This is a genomic window from Streptomyces griseoaurantiacus, from assembly GCF_036189845.1.
In the GTDB taxonomy this organism is placed as follows: Bacteria; Actinomycetota; Actinomycetes; order Streptomycetales; family Streptomycetaceae; genus Streptomyces; species Streptomyces griseoaurantiacus.
On record NZ_CP108326.1, the window covers coordinates 6,498,205 to 6,513,986 of the forward strand.

Here is a 15,782-nt window from a genome sequence, read left to right on the forward strand (position 1 = left end):
ATGTCCTTCCGGGCCCGTGGGGAAACGCGGGGTCGCAGGAAGGCTAGGGATGCCCGTAAGAGAAGTCCATGAGATGCGCAAAATCCGTATCCGAGAACGCAAAATTACGACCCATGGGAAGCGGAGGCCTGGACTCCCTCGTGATGTCCGGTGCACGGCTGGTCCGCCGGGCAGCGTCACCTCGGCTGATCGGGTCCCGGGTCGAGGGCCGACACGGCGAAGGAGGCCAGCCAGTGATCGGTGGTGAAGTCGCCGCGTCGCACGGCGGGCAGGCCGGCGCCGAGGTGGGCCTCGGCCGCCTCGGTCAGGCGCGTGCGGACCGGACCGTCGGGCAGTGCCGCTGCGATGGAGCGCAGCGCGGCGGCCCTGCTGAGGGTGAGGCCCAGCAGGTGGCCGATCTGCGGGTCGGCGTGGTCGGAGACGAGGGGCACGTCCAGCAGTGGGCAGGGGGCACCGGAGCGGAGCGCGGGGAGGAAGCGGTCGAGCCACCGCGCGAACCGCTCCGGCTCCAGCACCCTGCGCATCGCGTCGGCCTCGGTCAGCGCCGGGGACAGGAAGTCCTGGCCCGACGGTTCCCAGTGCGCGGGCGCGTCGTGGTCGTCGGTGAACCAGGCCAGCAGACGTTCCCGTACGGCCTCGGTGGTCGTGGGTGACACCTCCCCGGCGTCGAGTACGAGCCCCAGTGCGAAGGCGCTGTTGGGGTGGTTGCCGTGGCGTACGGGGTACGTGGCCTTCGGCAGCCAGTCGGCCAGCAGCCGGTCGACGGCGGCGACCCCCGGTGCCAGGGCCTCGGCCCAGCGGTCGCCGGCCGCGTTCCCGTACGCCCGGCATTCGGCGGCGAGCGTGACCAACCAGGCCCAGCCGTAGGGCCGTTCGAAGGAGGGCCGGTCGAGGAGGTAGTCGGCTTCGACGGCGACGTTCTCCGGGGTGAGGTGCCGGTCGAGGACGTCGACGACCGCAGTGGTGTCCGTGAGCGCGGCCGTTCCCCCGTGGCGGCGCAGCAGACGGACGAGCAGCCAGTGCATGTGGACCGAGGAGTGCCAGTCGTAGGCACCGTAGAAGGCCGGGTGCAGGGCGCGCGGTTCGAGTCGCTCCTTCGGCGACGTCACCAGGTGGGCGGGGAAGTTCGGGTACTCCCGCGTGATGTTCGCGAGGGCGAGCCGTGCGAAGTCGGCCGCGTACGCGGTGAGCGGCATCAGTGGGTGGCTCCCTCGGTCACCTTCAGGTCCTGGTCCGCGGGCGTGTTGACGGCGGCGACCAGAAGGGCGCGCACTCCGCGGGCGACCGTGGCGGGCTCGAGGGCCGGGGCGGTGCCGTCGGTGACCTGCTCCGGCGTCCAGGGGACGTGCGCGAAACCGCCGCGCAGGTGCGGGAACTCGGTGGCGATGAGGTGGCCGAGGCCGTAGGCGATGTGGTTGCAGACGTACGTGCCGGCGGTGTTCGAGACGGCGGCCGGGACACCGGCCTCGCGCATGGCGGCGACGCAGGCCTTCACGGGCAGGGTGGAGAAGTACGCGGCGGGGCCTCCTGGGACGACCGGTTCGTCGATGGGCTGGTGGCCCGCGTTGTCGGGGATGCGCGCGTCGTCGACGTTGATGCCGACGCGCTCGACGGTGACGCCGGGGCGGCCGCCCGCCTGGCCCAGGCAGAGCACCACGTCGGGGGCCGAGGCGCGGATGGCCTCGCGCAGCGCGTCGAGGGACGTGCCGAAGACGCAGGGGAGTTCGGTGGCGGTGATCGTGAGCCCGGCGGGCGGCTCGGCGGCCACGAGGGAGGCCGCCTGCCAGGACGGGTTCACGCGCTCGCCGCCGAAGGGGGCGAAGCCGGTGATGAGGACGCGGGTCATGGCGCTTCTTTCTGCGGGTGGGACGGCTCGGGGGCCGGGGCGGGCCGCGCCCGAGGTGAAGGGGTGCGGGCGGCTCAGAAGGCGAAGAGCGCCATGATCACGGTGCAGCAGACCAGGAGCGCGAGCGCCGTCGGGATCTGTGCCTTGATCGGTCCGTACTGGTCCTTCAGCTCGAGCAGCGTGGCGGGGACGATGTTGAAGTTGGCGGCCATCGGCGTGCAGAGCGTGCCGGCGAAACCGGCCAGCATGCCGATCGCGAGGACGGCGGGCACGTTGCCGTGCATCTGCCCGATGAGGACGGGCCAGCCGATCGCCGCGGTCATGACGGGGAAGGCGGCGAAGGCGTTGCCCATGATCACGGTGAACAGGAACATGCCGAGGCAGTACGCGAGCACGGCGAGGTACTTCGAGTCGTCCGGCAGTATCGCGTTCATGATCCTGCCGACCTGCGTGCCGACGCCGGCCAGCGCGAAGATCGAGCCGAGCACCGCCAGGAGCTGGGGGAGCAGCAGGGCCGAGCCCATCGCCTCCAGCATGGAACGGCCCGAGTGGATCGGGACGGAGACCTTCTTCTCGCCCGTGACCAGCATGCCGACGACGAGCGCGAGGACGCATCCGAGGCCGAGCCCGAGAAGCGTGGCCTTGCCCGTCTCGAACAGGCCGGAGTCGTCGAGCACGGAGGCGCAGACGATGGCGACGAACGGGATCGTCAGGGCGGGGATGAAGAGCTTGCTGCCGAGCCGGACCGCGGAGGCCTCGCGCTGCTCGGCGCTGGTGGTGACCGGGACGCCCTTGCCGAGGAAGTTGAACCCGGCGAGCACGATCAGGACGAGGACCGCGAGACCGAGCGGTTCGGCGGGCAGCCGGTAGGGGGCGGTGCCCGGCGCGACGGCGGCGACCCCGGTGCCGTAGGGGAAGGTGAGCCCGAGCAGTCCCCAGAACGCGGCGGAGGTCCACCGCTTGGGGTTGGTGCGGTCGGCCGCCATCTGTACGGCCATGACGAGGAAGACGAGGCCCACCAGCCAGTAGAGCCATTCGACCTTGATCACTTGTCGGCCCCCTTCGGAAGCGGCAGGTCGTGCTCGGCGGAGGCGAGCGCCATCTCGCGCTCCAGTTGCCTGTCCAGGAGCAGCAGCCGGGCACCGTGGATGACGAAGGCGCACACGGCGAGCGGGGCCGCCCACAGGGCCAGTTGGGTCGGCTCGATGTCCTGGCCGTACGTCGAGTTCACGAAGCCGGTGATCAGGAGGATGGAACCGATCGCGATGAAGCAGTCCTCGCCGAAGAAGAGGCCCACGGTGTCGGACGAGGACGCGTAGGAGCGGACCTTCTCGCGCAGACGGTCGGGCAGCGTGGCGCCGAGCCTGCGCTCGGCGGCGGCCTCGGCCATGGGGGCGACGAGCGGCCGCACGGTCTGGGCGGGACCGCCGATGTTGTTCAGTCCGAAGGCCGCCGTGACCTGGCGGACGAGCAGGTAGACCGCGAGGAAGCGGCCGGCGCTGAGCCCGCTGAGGCGGCCGATGAGCCTACGGGCCTGTTCGCGCAGGCCGTAGCGCTCCAGTAGACCGATCACCGGGAGGACGACGGCGAAGACGGTCACCGAGCGGCTGTCGGCGAAGGACTGCCCGAAGGCCGCGAGGACCTCGAGCGGGTTCATCCTGCCGAGCAGACCGGTGACGATACCGGTGACGCCGACCACGAGGGCGGGGTTGCGGCGCGTGACGAATCCGAGGATCACGACGACCACACCGAGAAGAACGAGCATGCGGTGGCCTTCTTCAGGCGTAGGGGACAGGGCGCCAGAGGCGGCACGGATTCGAGGGCTCAAATCCGTGGGGGATGCACGGACCTTAGGTGATCGTTGAACGATCGAACAAGGGGTGAGATCACAGCGCGCTCTGCGGGCGGCTATTTCGACCCCTTGTCGGATCGTTCAACAATCGACTACGTTTCCGGACGTGATCGATCTCAACGCAGACCTCGGTGAAGGCTTCGGCCGGTGGACCCTCACCGACGACGAGGCCCTCCTCTCCGTCGTCACCAGCGCCAACGTCGCCTGCGGCTTCCACGCCGGGGACCCCTCGGTGATGCGCCGCGTCTGCGACCTCGCCGCCGAGCGCGGAGTGCGGATCGGGGCGCAGGTGTCCTACCGCGACCTGGCCGGCTTCGGCCGGCGCGCCATGGACGTGCCCGGCGAGGAACTGGCTTGCGAACTGGCCTATCAGATCGGGGCGCTGCGCGTCTTCGCCCAGGCCGCCGGGGCCCGGGTGGCGTACGTCAAGCCGCACGGCGCGCTCTACAACCGCACCGTCCACGACGCCGAGCAGGCCGCCGCCGTCGTGGCGGGGGTGAGACTCGCGGGCGGGTCGCTTCCCGTACTGGGCCTGCCCGGCTCGCGACTGCTCGCCGCCGCCGAGGAGGCGGGACTCACCGCCGTGCCGGAGGCCTTCGCGGACCGCGCCTACACCCCCGAGGGCACGCTCGTGCCGCGCCGCGAGGCGAACGCGGTGGTGACCGACGAGGACGCCGTGGTGCGGCGCGCCCTGGCGTTCGGCGTGGACGGTGCGGTCGAGGCCGTGGACGGTACGACCGTCGCGGTGGCCGCCCGCTCCCTGTGCGTGCACGGCGACACCCCGGGCGCCGCCCGGATCGCCGCCCGCGTGCGCGAGGCACTTGAGGAAGCCGGGGTCGAGGTCGGGGCGTTCACATGACGCGCACGACGGAGAGCCGGCTTCTGCACGTACGCCCCGCCGGGAAACACGCGCTGCTCATCGAACTGCCGGACGCCGAGCGCACGGGGGACCTGCTGGCCGAACTGCTGCGGCGGCGCGCGGCGGGAAGCCTGCCACCGGTCGAGGAGATCGTGCCGGGAGCCCGGACCGTACTCCTGGACGGTGTGGGAGACCCGGCAGAGCTGGCCCGCCGGCTCGCCGACTGGGACGTGCCGCCCCGAGCCGAGGACGACGGGGCCGTCGTCGAGATTCCCGTGCGCTACGACGGGCCGGACCTGGCCGAGGTCGCCGCCCGGTGGGGGATCGGCGCCGAAGAGGTCGCCGCCCGGCACTCCTCGTACACCTACCGCGTCGCCTTCTGCGGCTTCGCGCCCGGGTTCGGCTACCTCACCGGACTGCCCGCCGAACTGCACGTGCCGCGCCGCGACACGCCCCGCACCCGGGTCCCGGCCGGGGCGCTGGCGCTCGCGGGGCCCTACAGCGCCGTGTATCCGCGCGCCACCCCCGGCGGCTGGCAGCTGATCGGCACCATGCCGGACCCGGCACCGCTGTGGGACCTCACCCGGGACCGGCCGGCGCTGCTCACCCCGGGAACGCGCGTCCGCTTCGTCACCGAGGGCGGTACGGCATGACCGCCAAGCTCACCGTCGTACGCTCCGGGGCCCTGACCACGGTGCAGGACTCGGGCCGACGGGGCCACGCCCACCTGGGAGTCCCGCGCTCCGGCGCCCTGGACGCGCCCGCGATGAGACTCGCCAACCGCCTGCTCGGCAACGCCCCCGAGGCCGCCGTCCTGGAGACCACGCTGACCGGCTGCGCCGTGCGGCCCGACCGCACCGTCACCGTCGTCGTCGGCGGTGCGCCCTGCCCGGTGACGGTCGACGGCCGACCGGCGCCGTGGGGCGCACCCGTGAGGGTTCCCGCCGGCGCGGTCCTGGACGCGGGCGGGGTGACCGCGGGCGTGCGCTCCTATCTGGCCGTCGCCGGTGGCCTCGCGGCCGAGCCGGTCCTCGGCAGCCGCTCGACGGACCTCCTCTCCGGGCTCGGCCCCTCCCCTCTGTGCGAGGGGGACGTGCTCCCGCTGGGCGTCCCCGCCCGCCAGGCGGCGCTTCCCGGCGCCGCCCCCTGGCCGGCGCCGCCCGCCGAACTCGTCCTGCCGCTGCGGCTCGGCCCCCGCGCCGACTGGTTCACCCGCGCGGCACTGCGCACCCTCACCTCCGCGACGTACCGCGTGTCCCCGCACAGCAACCGCATCGGCCTGCGCACCGAAGGGCCGCCGCTGATGCGTGAAACGCCGGGCGAGTTGCCCAGCGAGGGCATGGTCCTCGGCGCGGTGCAGGTGCCCCCGGACGGGCGCCCGGTGGTGTTCCTGCACGACCACCCGACGACGGGCGGCTACCCGGTGATCGGGGTCGTCACGGAAACCGCCCTGGCGGCGGCCGCCCAGGCCGCCGTGGGGACGCCGGTGCGCTTCACGCGGGAATGACATCCTCGATCCGCGCGTCACGCGGGAATGACATCCGCGCCTCACGCGGGACGACCTCGCCCGTCGGCGGGGCTCTCGTACCGTCCGCACGGGCGGGCTCGCGCACCCTCCCGGGCCCCGAGCGGCCGGTGTGTGGCACATGCAACAGTTCACATGGTGAGATTCGGGTCCGCATCGCTGAAGCTCGCTCCTACTCTGGAGCGCATGTCCGCACCCGCCCGGCTGTTGTGCCTCGCCCTGTCGGCGACCTCGGCGTGGTGCGTCGACGACGGTCTCTGTCGCCGCTGAGCCGGACCGGCCGGTCTTCCTCCCCCCCGCCGCCCCGCTGCGGCGCTGCTCGCTCGGGCCTTCCCGTCGGCGTCGTGCCCCACCCCGACCCGTACACCGCCGTGCCCTCCGCGCGCGGTGCCGCCCGCGCGCTGCGCGGTTCCTGGCCGCTGGCCGTCGGCGCCCTGGCGCTGGCCGTGCTGGGCGCCGGGGTGCTGCTCGTCTCCGGCGGCGCGTGGGGCATCACCAGTGCCTTCAGCCTGTGGGGATCCGAGCTGGTGGGGGCGCTCGGCGGCCACCCCGAGGGGTGGAGCTGGTGGCAGCGGCCCGGAAACAAGGAGATGCTCGCCGGGTCGGTCCTCGCGGACAAGACCAGCCTCACCGACATCGGCATCATGATCGGCGCGGCGGTCGCCGCGGCGCTCGGCGGCACGTGGGCGCTGCACCGCGGTGTGCCGTGGCGGACGGCGGTCGCGGCGGTCCTTGGCGGCGTGCTGATGGGCATCGGTGCCCGGCTCGCGGGCGGCTGCAACATCGGCGCGTATCTCGCGGGCATCGCCTCCGGCAGCCTGCACGGCTGGATCTGGGGCGCCTGCGCCCTCCTGGGAACCTGGGCCGGACTGAAACTGCGCCCGCTGTTCCGCCTGGGCAACCCCAAGCCGGGCGACGGCGTCTGCTGAGGGGCGGGCGCCGGTGCCCGGGACGAGACCGGGACGGGGTGCACGAGCAGATCCACTCCCGTACGCACCGGCCCGACGCACACCGCACCGCGTCCACGAGCTCGAACCTCTGGTCGCGCCGGCCTTCCCGATCCGTGGCGCGAACGACCGTGACACGGCTGCCAGGTTGCCACGCACCCATCGGCCACGTCTGACGCGAGGGGCGACCGAGGATGCGTTCCACCCTCGGCGGTCGTCTCTTTGCGGCGTCCGTCGCCCCGTGTCCCTCTGCAGAGCTACTCGGGCTGTCCACTCAGGGGTGATTCGCAGACGTCGCCACGCCCGTAGCGTCCTTGGCAGCCGTCGGAAGGCCCACGGCCGATGCCATGTGGAGATCACCTTGAATGTGCAGACGACTCATGCTGTGTCGCCCCGGCCGGCACGCAGGGAGGACGGCCGCTTCTTCCGGTCCCCGCTCGCCTGGATGGTGACCGGCGCAGTGGGCGTGGGTCTGGCGTCCGGCCTGGCCTCGCTGGGTGGGGTGGCCGCCATCGTGGGGGCGGTCGTGGCGGTTGGCATCTACTGGGTGGTCATGCGCCACGTCGCTCGGCGGAGCATGCCGGAGATCGCGAAATCGGGGGCCGTGACACAGACGTTGTTCGGTGTCGCGATCGGCTTCGGGTTCATCACCGTGTCGATGCTCATGCTCCTCACCGAGTTCTCGTTCGACGAACGGCCCGGCAACGGCCTGTCGATCGTGGCGAGCATGGCCGCGACGTCGGCCGGCGCCGCCGTGACCGAGGAACTGCTCTTCCGCGGCCTCGCTCTGCAGGCACTGGAGAAGCTGTGCGGCAGCTGGGCGGCTCTGACGATCACCGCGGTGCTGTTCGGCGGACTGCACCTGGCCAACCCGGACGCCACGCTGCGGAGCTCGACCGCGATCGCCGTCGAGGCCGGCGTCCTCCTCGGTGCCGCGTTCCTGTGGAAGCGCAACATCTGGTTCGTCATAGGTCTGCACTTCGCCTGGAACACCACCCAGGGCCTGATCGGCATCCCCGTCTCCGGCCACGCCTCCGAGGGCCTGATGACCACCTACCCGACCGGCCCCGACCTGCTGACCGGCGGAGACTTCGGCCTGGAGGCGTCGATCGTGCCCGTCATCGTCAGCTTGCTGATCGCGATCCCCATGCTCATCGCCGCCCACCGGCGCGGCAACCTGGTGCCCATGCGCCGCGGGCGCCGCTGAGCAAGCGTCGCCCGACGGCCGTTCACCGGCGTCCCAAGTGAGATGAAGAGGAAGGGGGTGCCCGCCGGGGGCGCAGTCCAACTCCCCGGCTCCTTGAGGTGGTGGGCGGACGGACCAGCTCGGTCACCATCGGCGGCCTCCCGCCGACGAGGAGAGTCGGCTTCGGAGCCGGCCGTCAGTGTGCCGACGGTCGTGCACCGCGTCCGGCCCGGACTGTCGTCAGGTGCGCCCGAGTGACGGTCGTCACGGACGGCCTTCCGGGTGGTGCGTAGGCTTGTGCCGTTGTCAGGCAGGCAGGCAGGCAGGCGGTGCGGGCGGGCGGGCTCTGTGAGAGCTGCCTGACGAGGGCCGGAAAAGTCGGCATCGGGTCGGCACGGGTCCCGAGAAACCCGCGGGCGGCTGCCTGAAACCTGGACTGGTTGTACGGTATGGAAGCAGCCCTTGACCTGCGGAATTGCAGGCAGGGAGCCTACTCGCTGGAGTGCCTCAATGTTGCGTACCATGTTCAAGTCCAAGATCCATCGGGCCACCGTCACCCAGGCCGACCTGCACTATGTGGGATCGGTGACGATCGACGCCGAACTGCTCGACGCGGCGGATCTGCTGCCGGGTGAGCTCGTGCACATCGTCGACATCACCAACGGGGCCCGGCTCGAGACGTATGTCATCGAGGGGGAGCGGGGGTCCGGGGTCATCGGGATCAACGGGGCCGCCGCGCACCTCGTGCACCCGGGGGACCTGGTGATCCTCATCAGCTACGCGCAGGTCTCCGACGCCGAGGCGCGGGAGCTGCGGCCGCGGGTCGTGCACGTGGACGAGGAGAACCGCATCGTGTCCCTCGGCGCGGACCCGGGTGAGCCGGTGCCGGGCTCGGACCAGCGGCGCAGCCCGCAGGCCGTCGGGGCCTGAGGGCACCGGCGGTGCGTGAGGCCACCGTCGCCGGGGTACGTCGTAGGCCGGATCCGTCCGGGTGGTCCGGGCAGGCCGGGTATCCAGGAGGATCAGTACATGAGTGACGACGGTGGCATCCGCATCCGTGACGACCGGGCGGCCGGGCGTCTGACGGCGTACGAGGGGGACGACGGGGCCGACGGCGGCGAGGCGGTCGGGCGCGTGGAGTACTTCGTGCTCGAGGAGCCCGGCCGCGCCCTCGTCCCCGTGCACACGATCGTCGAGCCCGCGCACGAGGGGAAAGGCATCGCCGGCGCCCTCGTGCGCGAGTTCTACGCGATCGCGGGGCGGGAGGGCCTGCCGGTGGCTCCGCTGTGCCCGTACGTCGTGAAGTGGGCGGGGCGCCATCCCGAGGAGGCGCCCGCGGCGGACGAGGCGCTGGTGCGGGCGGCGGAGGAGTGGGTGACCGCCCACCCGGAGCGGTTCTGAGCCACACGGCTCCACGGGATTCGTCGGCGGACTCCGACGGGTCGCCCGGGCGGGTTCCCGCGGTTCCGCGCGGGCGAGCGGGTGACTGCCCGGTCGGGGCGCGGGTAGGCGGGGGAGTAGTCCAGAGCCGACGTACCGATGGCTGGAGGACAGCATGACGCAGCCGTATCCCGACCCTGTGCCGCCGGGGCCGACGCCGGGCCCCTCGCCGACACCGCCGGGGCCCACGCCCGGGCCGACACCCGGACCCGATCCGGTTCCGCCGGACCCGGCGCCCGCCCCGCCGGCCCCCACGCCTCCGGCGCCGACCCCGCCCGCTCCGACGCCGCCGGGGCCCGCGCCCACTCCGCCGGGCCCGGGGCCCGACCGGCCCGAGCCGGTGCCGGAGCCCGGACCGGCTCCGGGGCCCACCCCCGAGCCGCCGGGACCACTGTCCTGAGGACAGCCGATACCACTGTCCTGAGGAACGGAGGACCGTAGGGCGGGGTGGCCCGCCGGTGGCACACCGTGTTCCTCACGCCGGATCCCGCGCCCTCACACGAAGGGCGCGGGATCCGGCGTACCCCGGGGCGCCACCGCCCCCTACCGAGGCGTGCCTACGCGTCCACCTCCGTGCGGTCCCCGCCCCACAGCGTGTGGAACGAGCCCTCGCGGTCGGTGCGGCGGTAGGTGTGGGCGCCGAAGTAGTCGCGCTGCCCCTGGGTGAGGGCGGCGGGGAGGCGGTCGGCGCGCAGGGCGTCGTAGTAGGCGAGGGCCGCCGCGAAGCCGGGGGCCGGGACGCCCTGGCGGGTCGCCGCGATGAGGACCTCGCGCCAGTCGTCCTGCGCCGCCGCGATCTCCTGGGCGAACGTCTCGTCCGACAGCAGGCTCGGCAGGTCCGGGCGGCTGTCGTACGCCGCGCGGATGCGGTCCAGGAACGCGGCCCGGATGATGCAGCCGCCGCGCCAGAGCGCCGAGACCGCGCCCAGGTCGATGTCCCAGCCGTACTCCTCGCTGCCCGCCGCGATCTCGTGGAAGCCCTGCGTGTACGAGACGATCTTCGACGCGTACAGCGCCTGCTCGACGCGGTCCGCGAACGCCGCTGCCTCGGCCTCGGACAGCGGCGAGGGCTTCGGTCCCGCCAGTCCCCGCGAGGCCTCGCGCAGCCCCGCATGCCCGGAGAGCGAACGGGCGAACACCGCCTCCGCGATGCCGGACACGGGAACGCCCAGGTCGAGCGCGATCTGGACCGTCCAGCGGCCCGTGCCCTTCTGCTCGGCCTGGTCCACCACGACGTCCACGAACGGCTTGCCCGTCGCCGCGTCCACGTGCGACAGGACCTCGGCGGTGATCTCGATGAGGTACGAGTCGAGCCGCCCGGTGTTCCAGGTGCGGAAGATGTCAGCGATCTGCGCGGGGGAGTAGCCGGCCACGTCCCGCAGCAACTGGTACGCCTCGCCGATGAGCTGCATGTCGGCGTACTCGATGCCGTTGTGCACCATCTTGACGAAGTGCCCGGCACCGTCGGGCCCGACGTGCGTCACGCACGGGGCGCCGTCCGACGCCTTCGCGGAGATCTTCTCCAGCATCGGCCCGAGGGAGTCGTAGGACTCCTTGGGGCCGCCCGGCATGATGCTCGGGCCGTTGAGCGCGCCCTCCTCGCCGCCGGAGACGCCCATGCCGACGAAGTGGATGCCCTGCTCCCGGAGTTGACGCTCGCGGCGCCGGGTGTCGGCGAAGTGCGCATTGCCTCCGTCGATGATCGTGTCACCGGGTTCGAGCAGCGGCGCGAACTCCTCGATCACCGCGTCCGTCGGCCCGCCCGCCTTCACCATGACGACCAGCCGGCGCGGACGCTCCAGCGCCGCGACGAAGTCCTTCGCGGTCTCGGCCGCCACGAAGTCGCCCTCGTGCCCGAACTCGTTCACCAGGTCGTGCGTCTTGGACGCCGTCCGGTTGTGCACGGCGACCGTGTAGCCGTTGCGCGCGAAGTTGCGGGCGAGGTTGCGGCCCATGACCGCGAGACCCGTGACGCCGATCTGGGCTGAACTGCTCATGCGTGAGCTCCTCTTGATGTTGTCTGCAAGGGCGAGAACGCTGTGATCACTTCGGTGATTCCGGGAGAGGCGCCGAAGCGCCCTCCGATTCCACTCCGGCCCCCTCCGAATTCACTCCGGTGCCGCTCCGGAACCGGGCCGGCGGGGCGGGCGTGCATGTGTCTGCGGGTTTTTGCCCAGTATTGCTCCCCGTTCCTCCCGGTGCCGTGATTCGAGCACCGCGCCACCGCGCGTCCCGCCCATGTGTACGTGCGCGGGGGCCGCCCGCCTCAGTCTCCCGCTTCCGGGTCCAGTCCGACCGTGCCCGGTGCGGTGCGGTGCGGTGCGGTGCGGTGCGGTGCGGTGCGGTGTCGTGGGCCGTGGGCCGTGGGCCGTGGGCCGTTCGCCGCTCCTCTTGCGCCTTCTCTTGCGTGTTCCCGGGCGGCCCGCATAAGTTACCGACGGGTAGTGCGGTGGGCGGCTCGCGAACGCCGGGCCGCGGCGCCCGCACGCCCCGAAGGAGTCGCCATGCCCACGCTCGACCGTCAGGACAACGTCTTCGTCCTCGACCTCGGAGACGGTGAGAACCGCTTCCACCCCGACTGGCTCACCGCCGTCGGCGCCGCGCTCGACGAGGTGGAGAAGGCGGAGGGCCCCCGAGCCCTGGTCACCGCCGCCACCGGCAAGTTCTACTCCAACGGCCTCGACCTGGACTGGCTGTTCGCCCACGCGGACCACCGCGAGGACTATGTGCTCTCGGTGCACCAGCTGTTCGCGCGGCTGCTGTCGCTGCCGCTCGTCTCCGTGGCCGCGCTGCAGGGGCACACCTTCGCGGCCGGCGCGATGTTCTCCCTCGCCCACGACTTCCGCGTCATGCGTGCCGACCGCGGCTACTGGTGCCTGCCCGAAGCGGACATCGGCATCCCCTTCACCCCCGGCATGGCCGGCCTCGTCCAGTCCCGTCTGGCCCCGAAGGCCGCCCACGAGGCCATGGTCACCGCCCGCCGCTACGGCGGCATCGAGGCCCTCGCCGCCGGCATCGTGGACGAGGCGGTCCCCGAGGAGGCCGTGCGCGCCCGCGCCGTCGAGATCGCCCAGGCCCAGGTGAACAAGGCCGGGGACACCCTCGGCGCCATCAAGGCCCGCATGTACGCGCCCGTCCTGGCCACCCTGCGCGACACCACCGGCCCGCTCGGCTGACCGGCCCACGGGCGCGCGCGGACGGCGGCACGCCGGTCGCGCCCCGGGGCACAGACTCACGGCACGCGCCCCGGCGGCGCCGGGGCGCGTCGTCAACCAGCGGCGAAATCCGGCCACTTGGCGCCCCGGAGCGGCCGACACCGGTCTTGTACCGGTCCGCGCACAACGGTTACGGTGCCCGCTCCTGACGCCTGTCAAGGGGGCTCCCCATGGCCGTACGCGGCCGGCACCGCCGGTATCAGCCGAACAGGATCAACCGCGCCTCGCTCACCGTGACGGCGGGCGGTGCCGGCATGGCCCTGCCGCTCATCGGCACCGGGGTCGCCCACGCCGCCGATGCCGACACCTGGAACAAGGTCGCGGCCTGCGAGTCCAGCGGCAACTGGCACATCAACACCGGCAACGGGTACTACGGCGGGCTGCAGTTCACCCAGTCCACGTGGGAGGCGTACGGCGGCCGGGCCTACGCGGCGCGCGCCGATCTCGCCACCCGCGAGCAGCAGATCGCCGTCGCCGAGAAGGTCCTCGACGGCCAGGGCCCCGGCGCCTGGCCGGTCTGTTCCGACCGGGCCGGACTGGCCCGCGGCGGCGCCGGCCCCGACGTCGACCCGGGTACCCACACGCAGACCGTACGTCGGACGCCCGAGCGGCAGGCCCCGGCCAAGGGACAGGCCCCGGCGGAGAAGCGGACCTCGCACAAGGACGTCGCCCCGCACGCCACGCCCCAGTCCCGGGCCGGCACCGCCGAGATGTACACCGTCGTCCACGGCGACACCCTCTCCGGCATCGCCGACACCCACGACGTGCGCGGCGGCTGGCACGGCCTCTACGCCGCCAACCGCACCACCGTCGGCTCCGATCCCGACCTCATCCTCCCGGGGCAGCGCCTCACCCTCGACGGTGCCCGCGCCACGAGTCCGGCCGGCAAGCGGGACACGAGCGACGGCACCGAGGAGAGGGCCGGGACGAAGGACAAGGAAAAGGCCGGGGCGAAGGCCAGGGAGAAGACGAAGAAGGCGGAGAAGCGGGAGAAGCGGGAGAAGGGGGACAAGCGGGAGAAGCCCAAGGAGCGGCACGAGACCTCCCCGCCCCGTTCCACCACCACGGCGACGGCCGGCCACAAGGTCGTCGCCCCGGTCGCCGACCTCGGCATCGGCACGCGGTACCGCGCCTCCGGTTCCTCCTGGTCCAAGGGCTACCACACCGGCGTCGACTTCCCCGTGGCCACCGGCACCTCCGTGCGTGCCGTCTCCTCCGGGCACGTGGTCAGCGCGGGGTGGGGCGGGTCGTACGGCTACCAGGTGGTCGTGCGGCACGCCGACGGCCGGTACAGCCAGTACGCGCATCTGTCCGCCATCTCCGTCCGCGCCGGGCAGAACGTGGCGACCGGCCAGCGCATCGGCCGCTCCGGCGCGACCGGCAACGTGACGGGCCCGCATCTGCACTTCGAGGTGCGGACGGGGCCCGGGTTCGGCTCGGACATCGACCCGGTGGCCTACCTGCGGGCCGGCGGCGTACGACTCTGAGCGGTACGGCACACGGCACGACACGGCTCCGCCCGCCGGGCCCGTTCCGCCCGCGCCCCGCTCAGGAGCCGACGCGGCTGCGGGGCGGGGCGGACAGGGGTGTCGGTATGAACGGCCCGCTGTAGAACGGGCCGAACGTGTAAGCCGCCGTCCACTGGGAGGGGCTCCGGAAGGAGGCGGGCAGGGCCGCCGCGACCGAGGCGGGAGCGGCCGGCACGGTCGCCGCGTCTGCAGCCGCCGCCACGGACGTCGCCGCCACGGACGTCGCCGCCACGGATGTCGGCGCCACGGACGTCGCCGCCACGGACGTCACCGGGACCGGAGCGGTCACGGGAGCCACTCGGACCGGCGTCGTCAGCGGAGCCGGAATCACCGGAATCAGCGGAATCAACGCCTCCGCCTCCGTCCCCCCTTCCGCCGGCAGGTGGGACAGCGGCGACCCGGCGCCGGTGACGGCCGGAAGCGGCCGGGCGGGCAGCGCCGCCGGTTCGGTCGGCTGCGCCGGGACCGTCTCGGGGGCGGTCCTTCCCCGCTGCTCCCCGCTGATCCGCTCGGTGGTGAGCAGGATCAGACCGCCCGCCGCCACCACCCCGCAGCCCAACGCGAGCATGGTGCCCGTGACGCCGTAGCGGAAGGTTTCGCCGAACATCGTCAGGCCCACCGCGGCGGCGATCACCGGGTTGACGACCGTGACCGTGGCGAGCGGCGCCGCCAGGCCCGCGCCCCGGTACGAGGCCTGCGAGAGCAGCGTGCCGGCCGCCGCGAGGACGGCGATCACCGCCACGATGGGCAGGGACCCGACCGCCAGGCCCCGCTCCCAGTCCTCCGCGACGGTCTTGGTGAACACCGAGGCGATGCCGAAGGCGATGCCGGACGCGGCGGCGAGCAGCACGCTGCGCACCACCGGGTGCCGGTGGGCGGCGCGGGCGGCCGTCATCAGCGCCACGACCGCGCCGCCGGTCAGGGTGGCGAGCAGGACGCGCTGCGTGCTGTCCAGCGACTGCGCCTCGGCGCCACCGGTCAGCGCGAGCAGGCCCGCGAGGCCGACCGTCGCCATCAGCGCGCCGCGCCAGGCGGTGGCGCCGGCCCTGCGGCCCACGAAGAGGGCGGCCATCGGGAGCGCGAACACGATGGTCAGCGCGCCGAGCGGCTGGACGAGACTGAGCGGCCCGTAGGCGAGGGCGACGACGTGGAGCAGCGCGCCGAGGCCGTTGAGGGCGATCGCCGCCCACCACGCGGGGTGGCGCAGCGGGGCGTAGGTGCCGTCGGGCGTGCCCGCCGCGACACGCTCCTGCACGATCGCTCCGCCGGCGTAGGCCACGGCCGAGATCAGCGACAGCAGCACGGAGACCGCGAAGGCGCTCATGAGGGGCTCCTTCGCGGAAGGCCGGTGGGCCGCTGCGGTGCGCTGACTCTTTCCATGTC

The 15,782-nt window shown here is 73.1% G+C and carries 14 protein-coding genes and 1 pseudogene; 9 read left to right on the top strand and 6 right to left on the bottom strand.

What is annotated here, in order from left to right; all coding sequences use genetic code 11:
- Positions 1–176: 176 nt before the first annotated feature.
- The 4 genes from OHB09_RS28690 to OHB09_RS28705 form a co-directional block, all read right to left on the bottom strand.
- Positions 177–1,196 carry a DUF2891 domain-containing protein gene (locus tag OHB09_RS28690; protein WP_319118621.1) on the bottom strand — a complete coding sequence of 340 codons (1,020 nt, stop codon included), beginning with the start codon at positions 1,194–1,196 and terminating at the stop codon, positions 177–179.
- Entirely contained in the window at positions 1,196–1,846 is a 651-nt protein-coding gene (gene pcp, locus OHB09_RS28695) for a pyroglutamyl-peptidase I (protein WP_319118622.1), read from the bottom strand. The genes OHB09_RS28690 and pcp overlap by 1 nt, the downstream gene beginning before the upstream one ends.
- Positions 1,847–1,920: 74 nt before the next feature.
- A complete protein-coding gene (locus tag OHB09_RS28700) occupies positions 1,921–2,895 on the bottom strand; it encodes a DUF979 domain-containing protein (protein ID WP_191851710.1) in 975 nt (324 codons plus the stop codon).
- Positions 2,892–3,611 (bottom strand): DUF969 domain-containing protein, encoded by a 720-nt coding sequence (locus OHB09_RS28705; RefSeq protein ID WP_006141140.1) that lies wholly within the window; start codon positions 3,609–3,611, stop codon positions 2,892–2,894. The genes OHB09_RS28700 and OHB09_RS28705 overlap by 4 nt, the downstream gene beginning before the upstream one ends.
- Positions 3,612–3,804: 193 nt before the next feature.
- Here OHB09_RS28705 and OHB09_RS28710 point away from each other — a divergent pair, with 193 nt between their 5' ends.
- The 7 genes and pseudogenes from OHB09_RS28710 (at position 3,805) to OHB09_RS28740 (ending at position 9,616) form a co-directional block, all read left to right on the top strand.
- A complete protein-coding gene (locus OHB09_RS28710; RefSeq protein WP_191890664.1) occupies positions 3,805–4,557 on the top strand; it encodes a LamB/YcsF family protein in 753 nt (250 codons plus the stop codon).
- Positions 4,554–5,210, top strand: coding sequence for a 5-oxoprolinase subunit B family protein (locus OHB09_RS28715; protein WP_328922766.1), 657 nt, complete (start codon positions 4,554–4,556; stop codon positions 5,208–5,210). The genes OHB09_RS28710 and OHB09_RS28715 overlap by 4 nt, the downstream gene beginning before the upstream one ends.
- Entirely contained in the window at positions 5,207–6,064 is an 858-nt protein-coding gene (locus OHB09_RS28720) for a 5-oxoprolinase subunit C family protein (protein ID WP_328922767.1), read from the top strand. The genes OHB09_RS28715 and OHB09_RS28720 overlap by 4 nt, the downstream gene beginning before the upstream one ends.
- 368 nt (positions 6,065–6,432) lie before the next feature.
- A pseudogene (locus OHB09_RS28725) lies at positions 6,433–7,011 on the top strand (YeeE/YedE thiosulfate transporter family protein); the annotation flags it as partial.
- Between the two features lie 463 nt (positions 7,012–7,474).
- Positions 7,475–8,236 carry a CPBP family intramembrane glutamic endopeptidase gene (locus tag OHB09_RS28730; RefSeq protein WP_328922768.1) on the top strand — a complete coding sequence of 254 codons (762 nt, stop codon included), beginning with the start codon at positions 7,475–7,477 and terminating at the stop codon, positions 8,234–8,236.
- Positions 8,237–8,725: 489 nt separating this feature from the next.
- Positions 8,726–9,145: an aspartate 1-decarboxylase gene (gene panD / locus OHB09_RS28735; protein WP_006141146.1), complete on the top strand. Its 420-nt coding sequence runs from the start codon at positions 8,726–8,728 to the stop codon at positions 9,143–9,145.
- Between the two features lie 99 nt (positions 9,146–9,244).
- Positions 9,245–9,616 carry a GNAT family N-acetyltransferase gene (locus OHB09_RS28740; protein WP_093597845.1) on the top strand — a complete coding sequence of 124 codons (372 nt, stop codon included), beginning with the start codon at positions 9,245–9,247 and terminating at the stop codon, positions 9,614–9,616.
- Positions 9,617–10,212: 596 nt separating this feature from the next.
- Here the strand turns inward: OHB09_RS28740 and gndA are convergent.
- On the bottom strand, positions 10,213–11,652 hold the full coding sequence (gene gndA / locus OHB09_RS28745) for an NADP-dependent phosphogluconate dehydrogenase (RefSeq protein WP_006141148.1): 1,440 nt from the start codon (positions 11,650–11,652) through the stop codon (positions 10,213–10,215).
- A 507-nt stretch (positions 11,653–12,159) separates the two neighbouring features.
- On the opposite strand from gndA, the gene OHB09_RS28750 reads away from it, so the two are divergent.
- Entirely contained in the window at positions 12,160–12,831 is a 672-nt protein-coding gene (locus OHB09_RS28750; RefSeq protein WP_328922769.1) for an enoyl-CoA hydratase-related protein, read from the top strand.
- A gap of 209 nt (positions 12,832–13,040) precedes the next feature.
- Positions 13,041–14,357 carry a transglycosylase family protein gene (locus OHB09_RS28755; RefSeq protein ID WP_328922770.1) on the top strand — a complete coding sequence of 439 codons (1,317 nt, stop codon included), beginning with the start codon at positions 13,041–13,043 and terminating at the stop codon, positions 14,355–14,357.
- 61 nt (positions 14,358–14,418) lie between these two features.
- Here the strand turns inward: OHB09_RS28755 and OHB09_RS28760 are convergent, their stop codons facing one another.
- Positions 14,419–15,723, bottom strand: coding sequence for a DMT family transporter (locus OHB09_RS28760; protein ID WP_328922771.1), 1,305 nt, complete (start codon positions 15,721–15,723; stop codon positions 14,419–14,421).
- Between the last annotated feature and the right edge of the window lie 59 nt (positions 15,724–15,782).

What these genes read in the sequence shown, in the direction of transcription:
- gndA (WP_006141148.1), bottom strand. Translation starts at nt 11,652, where the DNA reads ATGAGCAGTTCAGCCCAGATCGGCGTCACGGGTCTCGCGGTCATGGGC.
- OHB09_RS28715 (WP_328922766.1), top strand. Translation starts at nt 4,554, where the DNA reads ATGACGCGCACGACGGAGAGCCGGCTTCTGCACGTACGCCCCGCCGGG.
- OHB09_RS28740 (WP_093597845.1), top strand. Translation starts at nt 9,245, where the DNA reads ATGAGTGACGACGGTGGCATCCGCATCCGTGACGACCGGGCGGCCGGG.
- panD (WP_006141146.1), top strand. Translation starts at nt 8,726, where the DNA reads ATGTTGCGTACCATGTTCAAGTCCAAGATCCATCGGGCCACCGTCACC.
- pcp (WP_319118622.1), bottom strand. Translation starts at nt 1,846, where the DNA reads ATGACCCGCGTCCTCATCACCGGCTTCGCCCCCTTCGGCGGCGAGCGC.
- OHB09_RS28755 (WP_328922770.1), top strand. Translation starts at nt 13,041, where the DNA reads ATGGCCGTACGCGGCCGGCACCGCCGGTATCAGCCGAACAGGATCAAC.
- OHB09_RS28760 (WP_328922771.1), bottom strand. Translation starts at nt 15,723, where the DNA reads ATGAGCGCCTTCGCGGTCTCCGTGCTGCTGTCGCTGATCTCGGCCGTG.
- OHB09_RS28750 (WP_328922769.1), top strand. Translation starts at nt 12,160, where the DNA reads ATGCCCACGCTCGACCGTCAGGACAACGTCTTCGTCCTCGACCTCGGA.
- OHB09_RS28690 (WP_319118621.1), bottom strand. Translation starts at nt 1,196, where the DNA reads ATGCCGCTCACCGCGTACGCGGCCGACTTCGCACGGCTCGCCCTCGCG.
- OHB09_RS28720 (WP_328922767.1), top strand. Translation starts at nt 5,207, where the DNA reads ATGACCGCCAAGCTCACCGTCGTACGCTCCGGGGCCCTGACCACGGTG.
- OHB09_RS28730 (WP_328922768.1), top strand. Translation starts at nt 7,475, where the DNA reads ATGGTGACCGGCGCAGTGGGCGTGGGTCTGGCGTCCGGCCTGGCCTCG.
- OHB09_RS28705 (WP_006141140.1), bottom strand. Translation starts at nt 3,611, where the DNA reads ATGCTCGTTCTTCTCGGTGTGGTCGTCGTGATCCTCGGATTCGTCACG.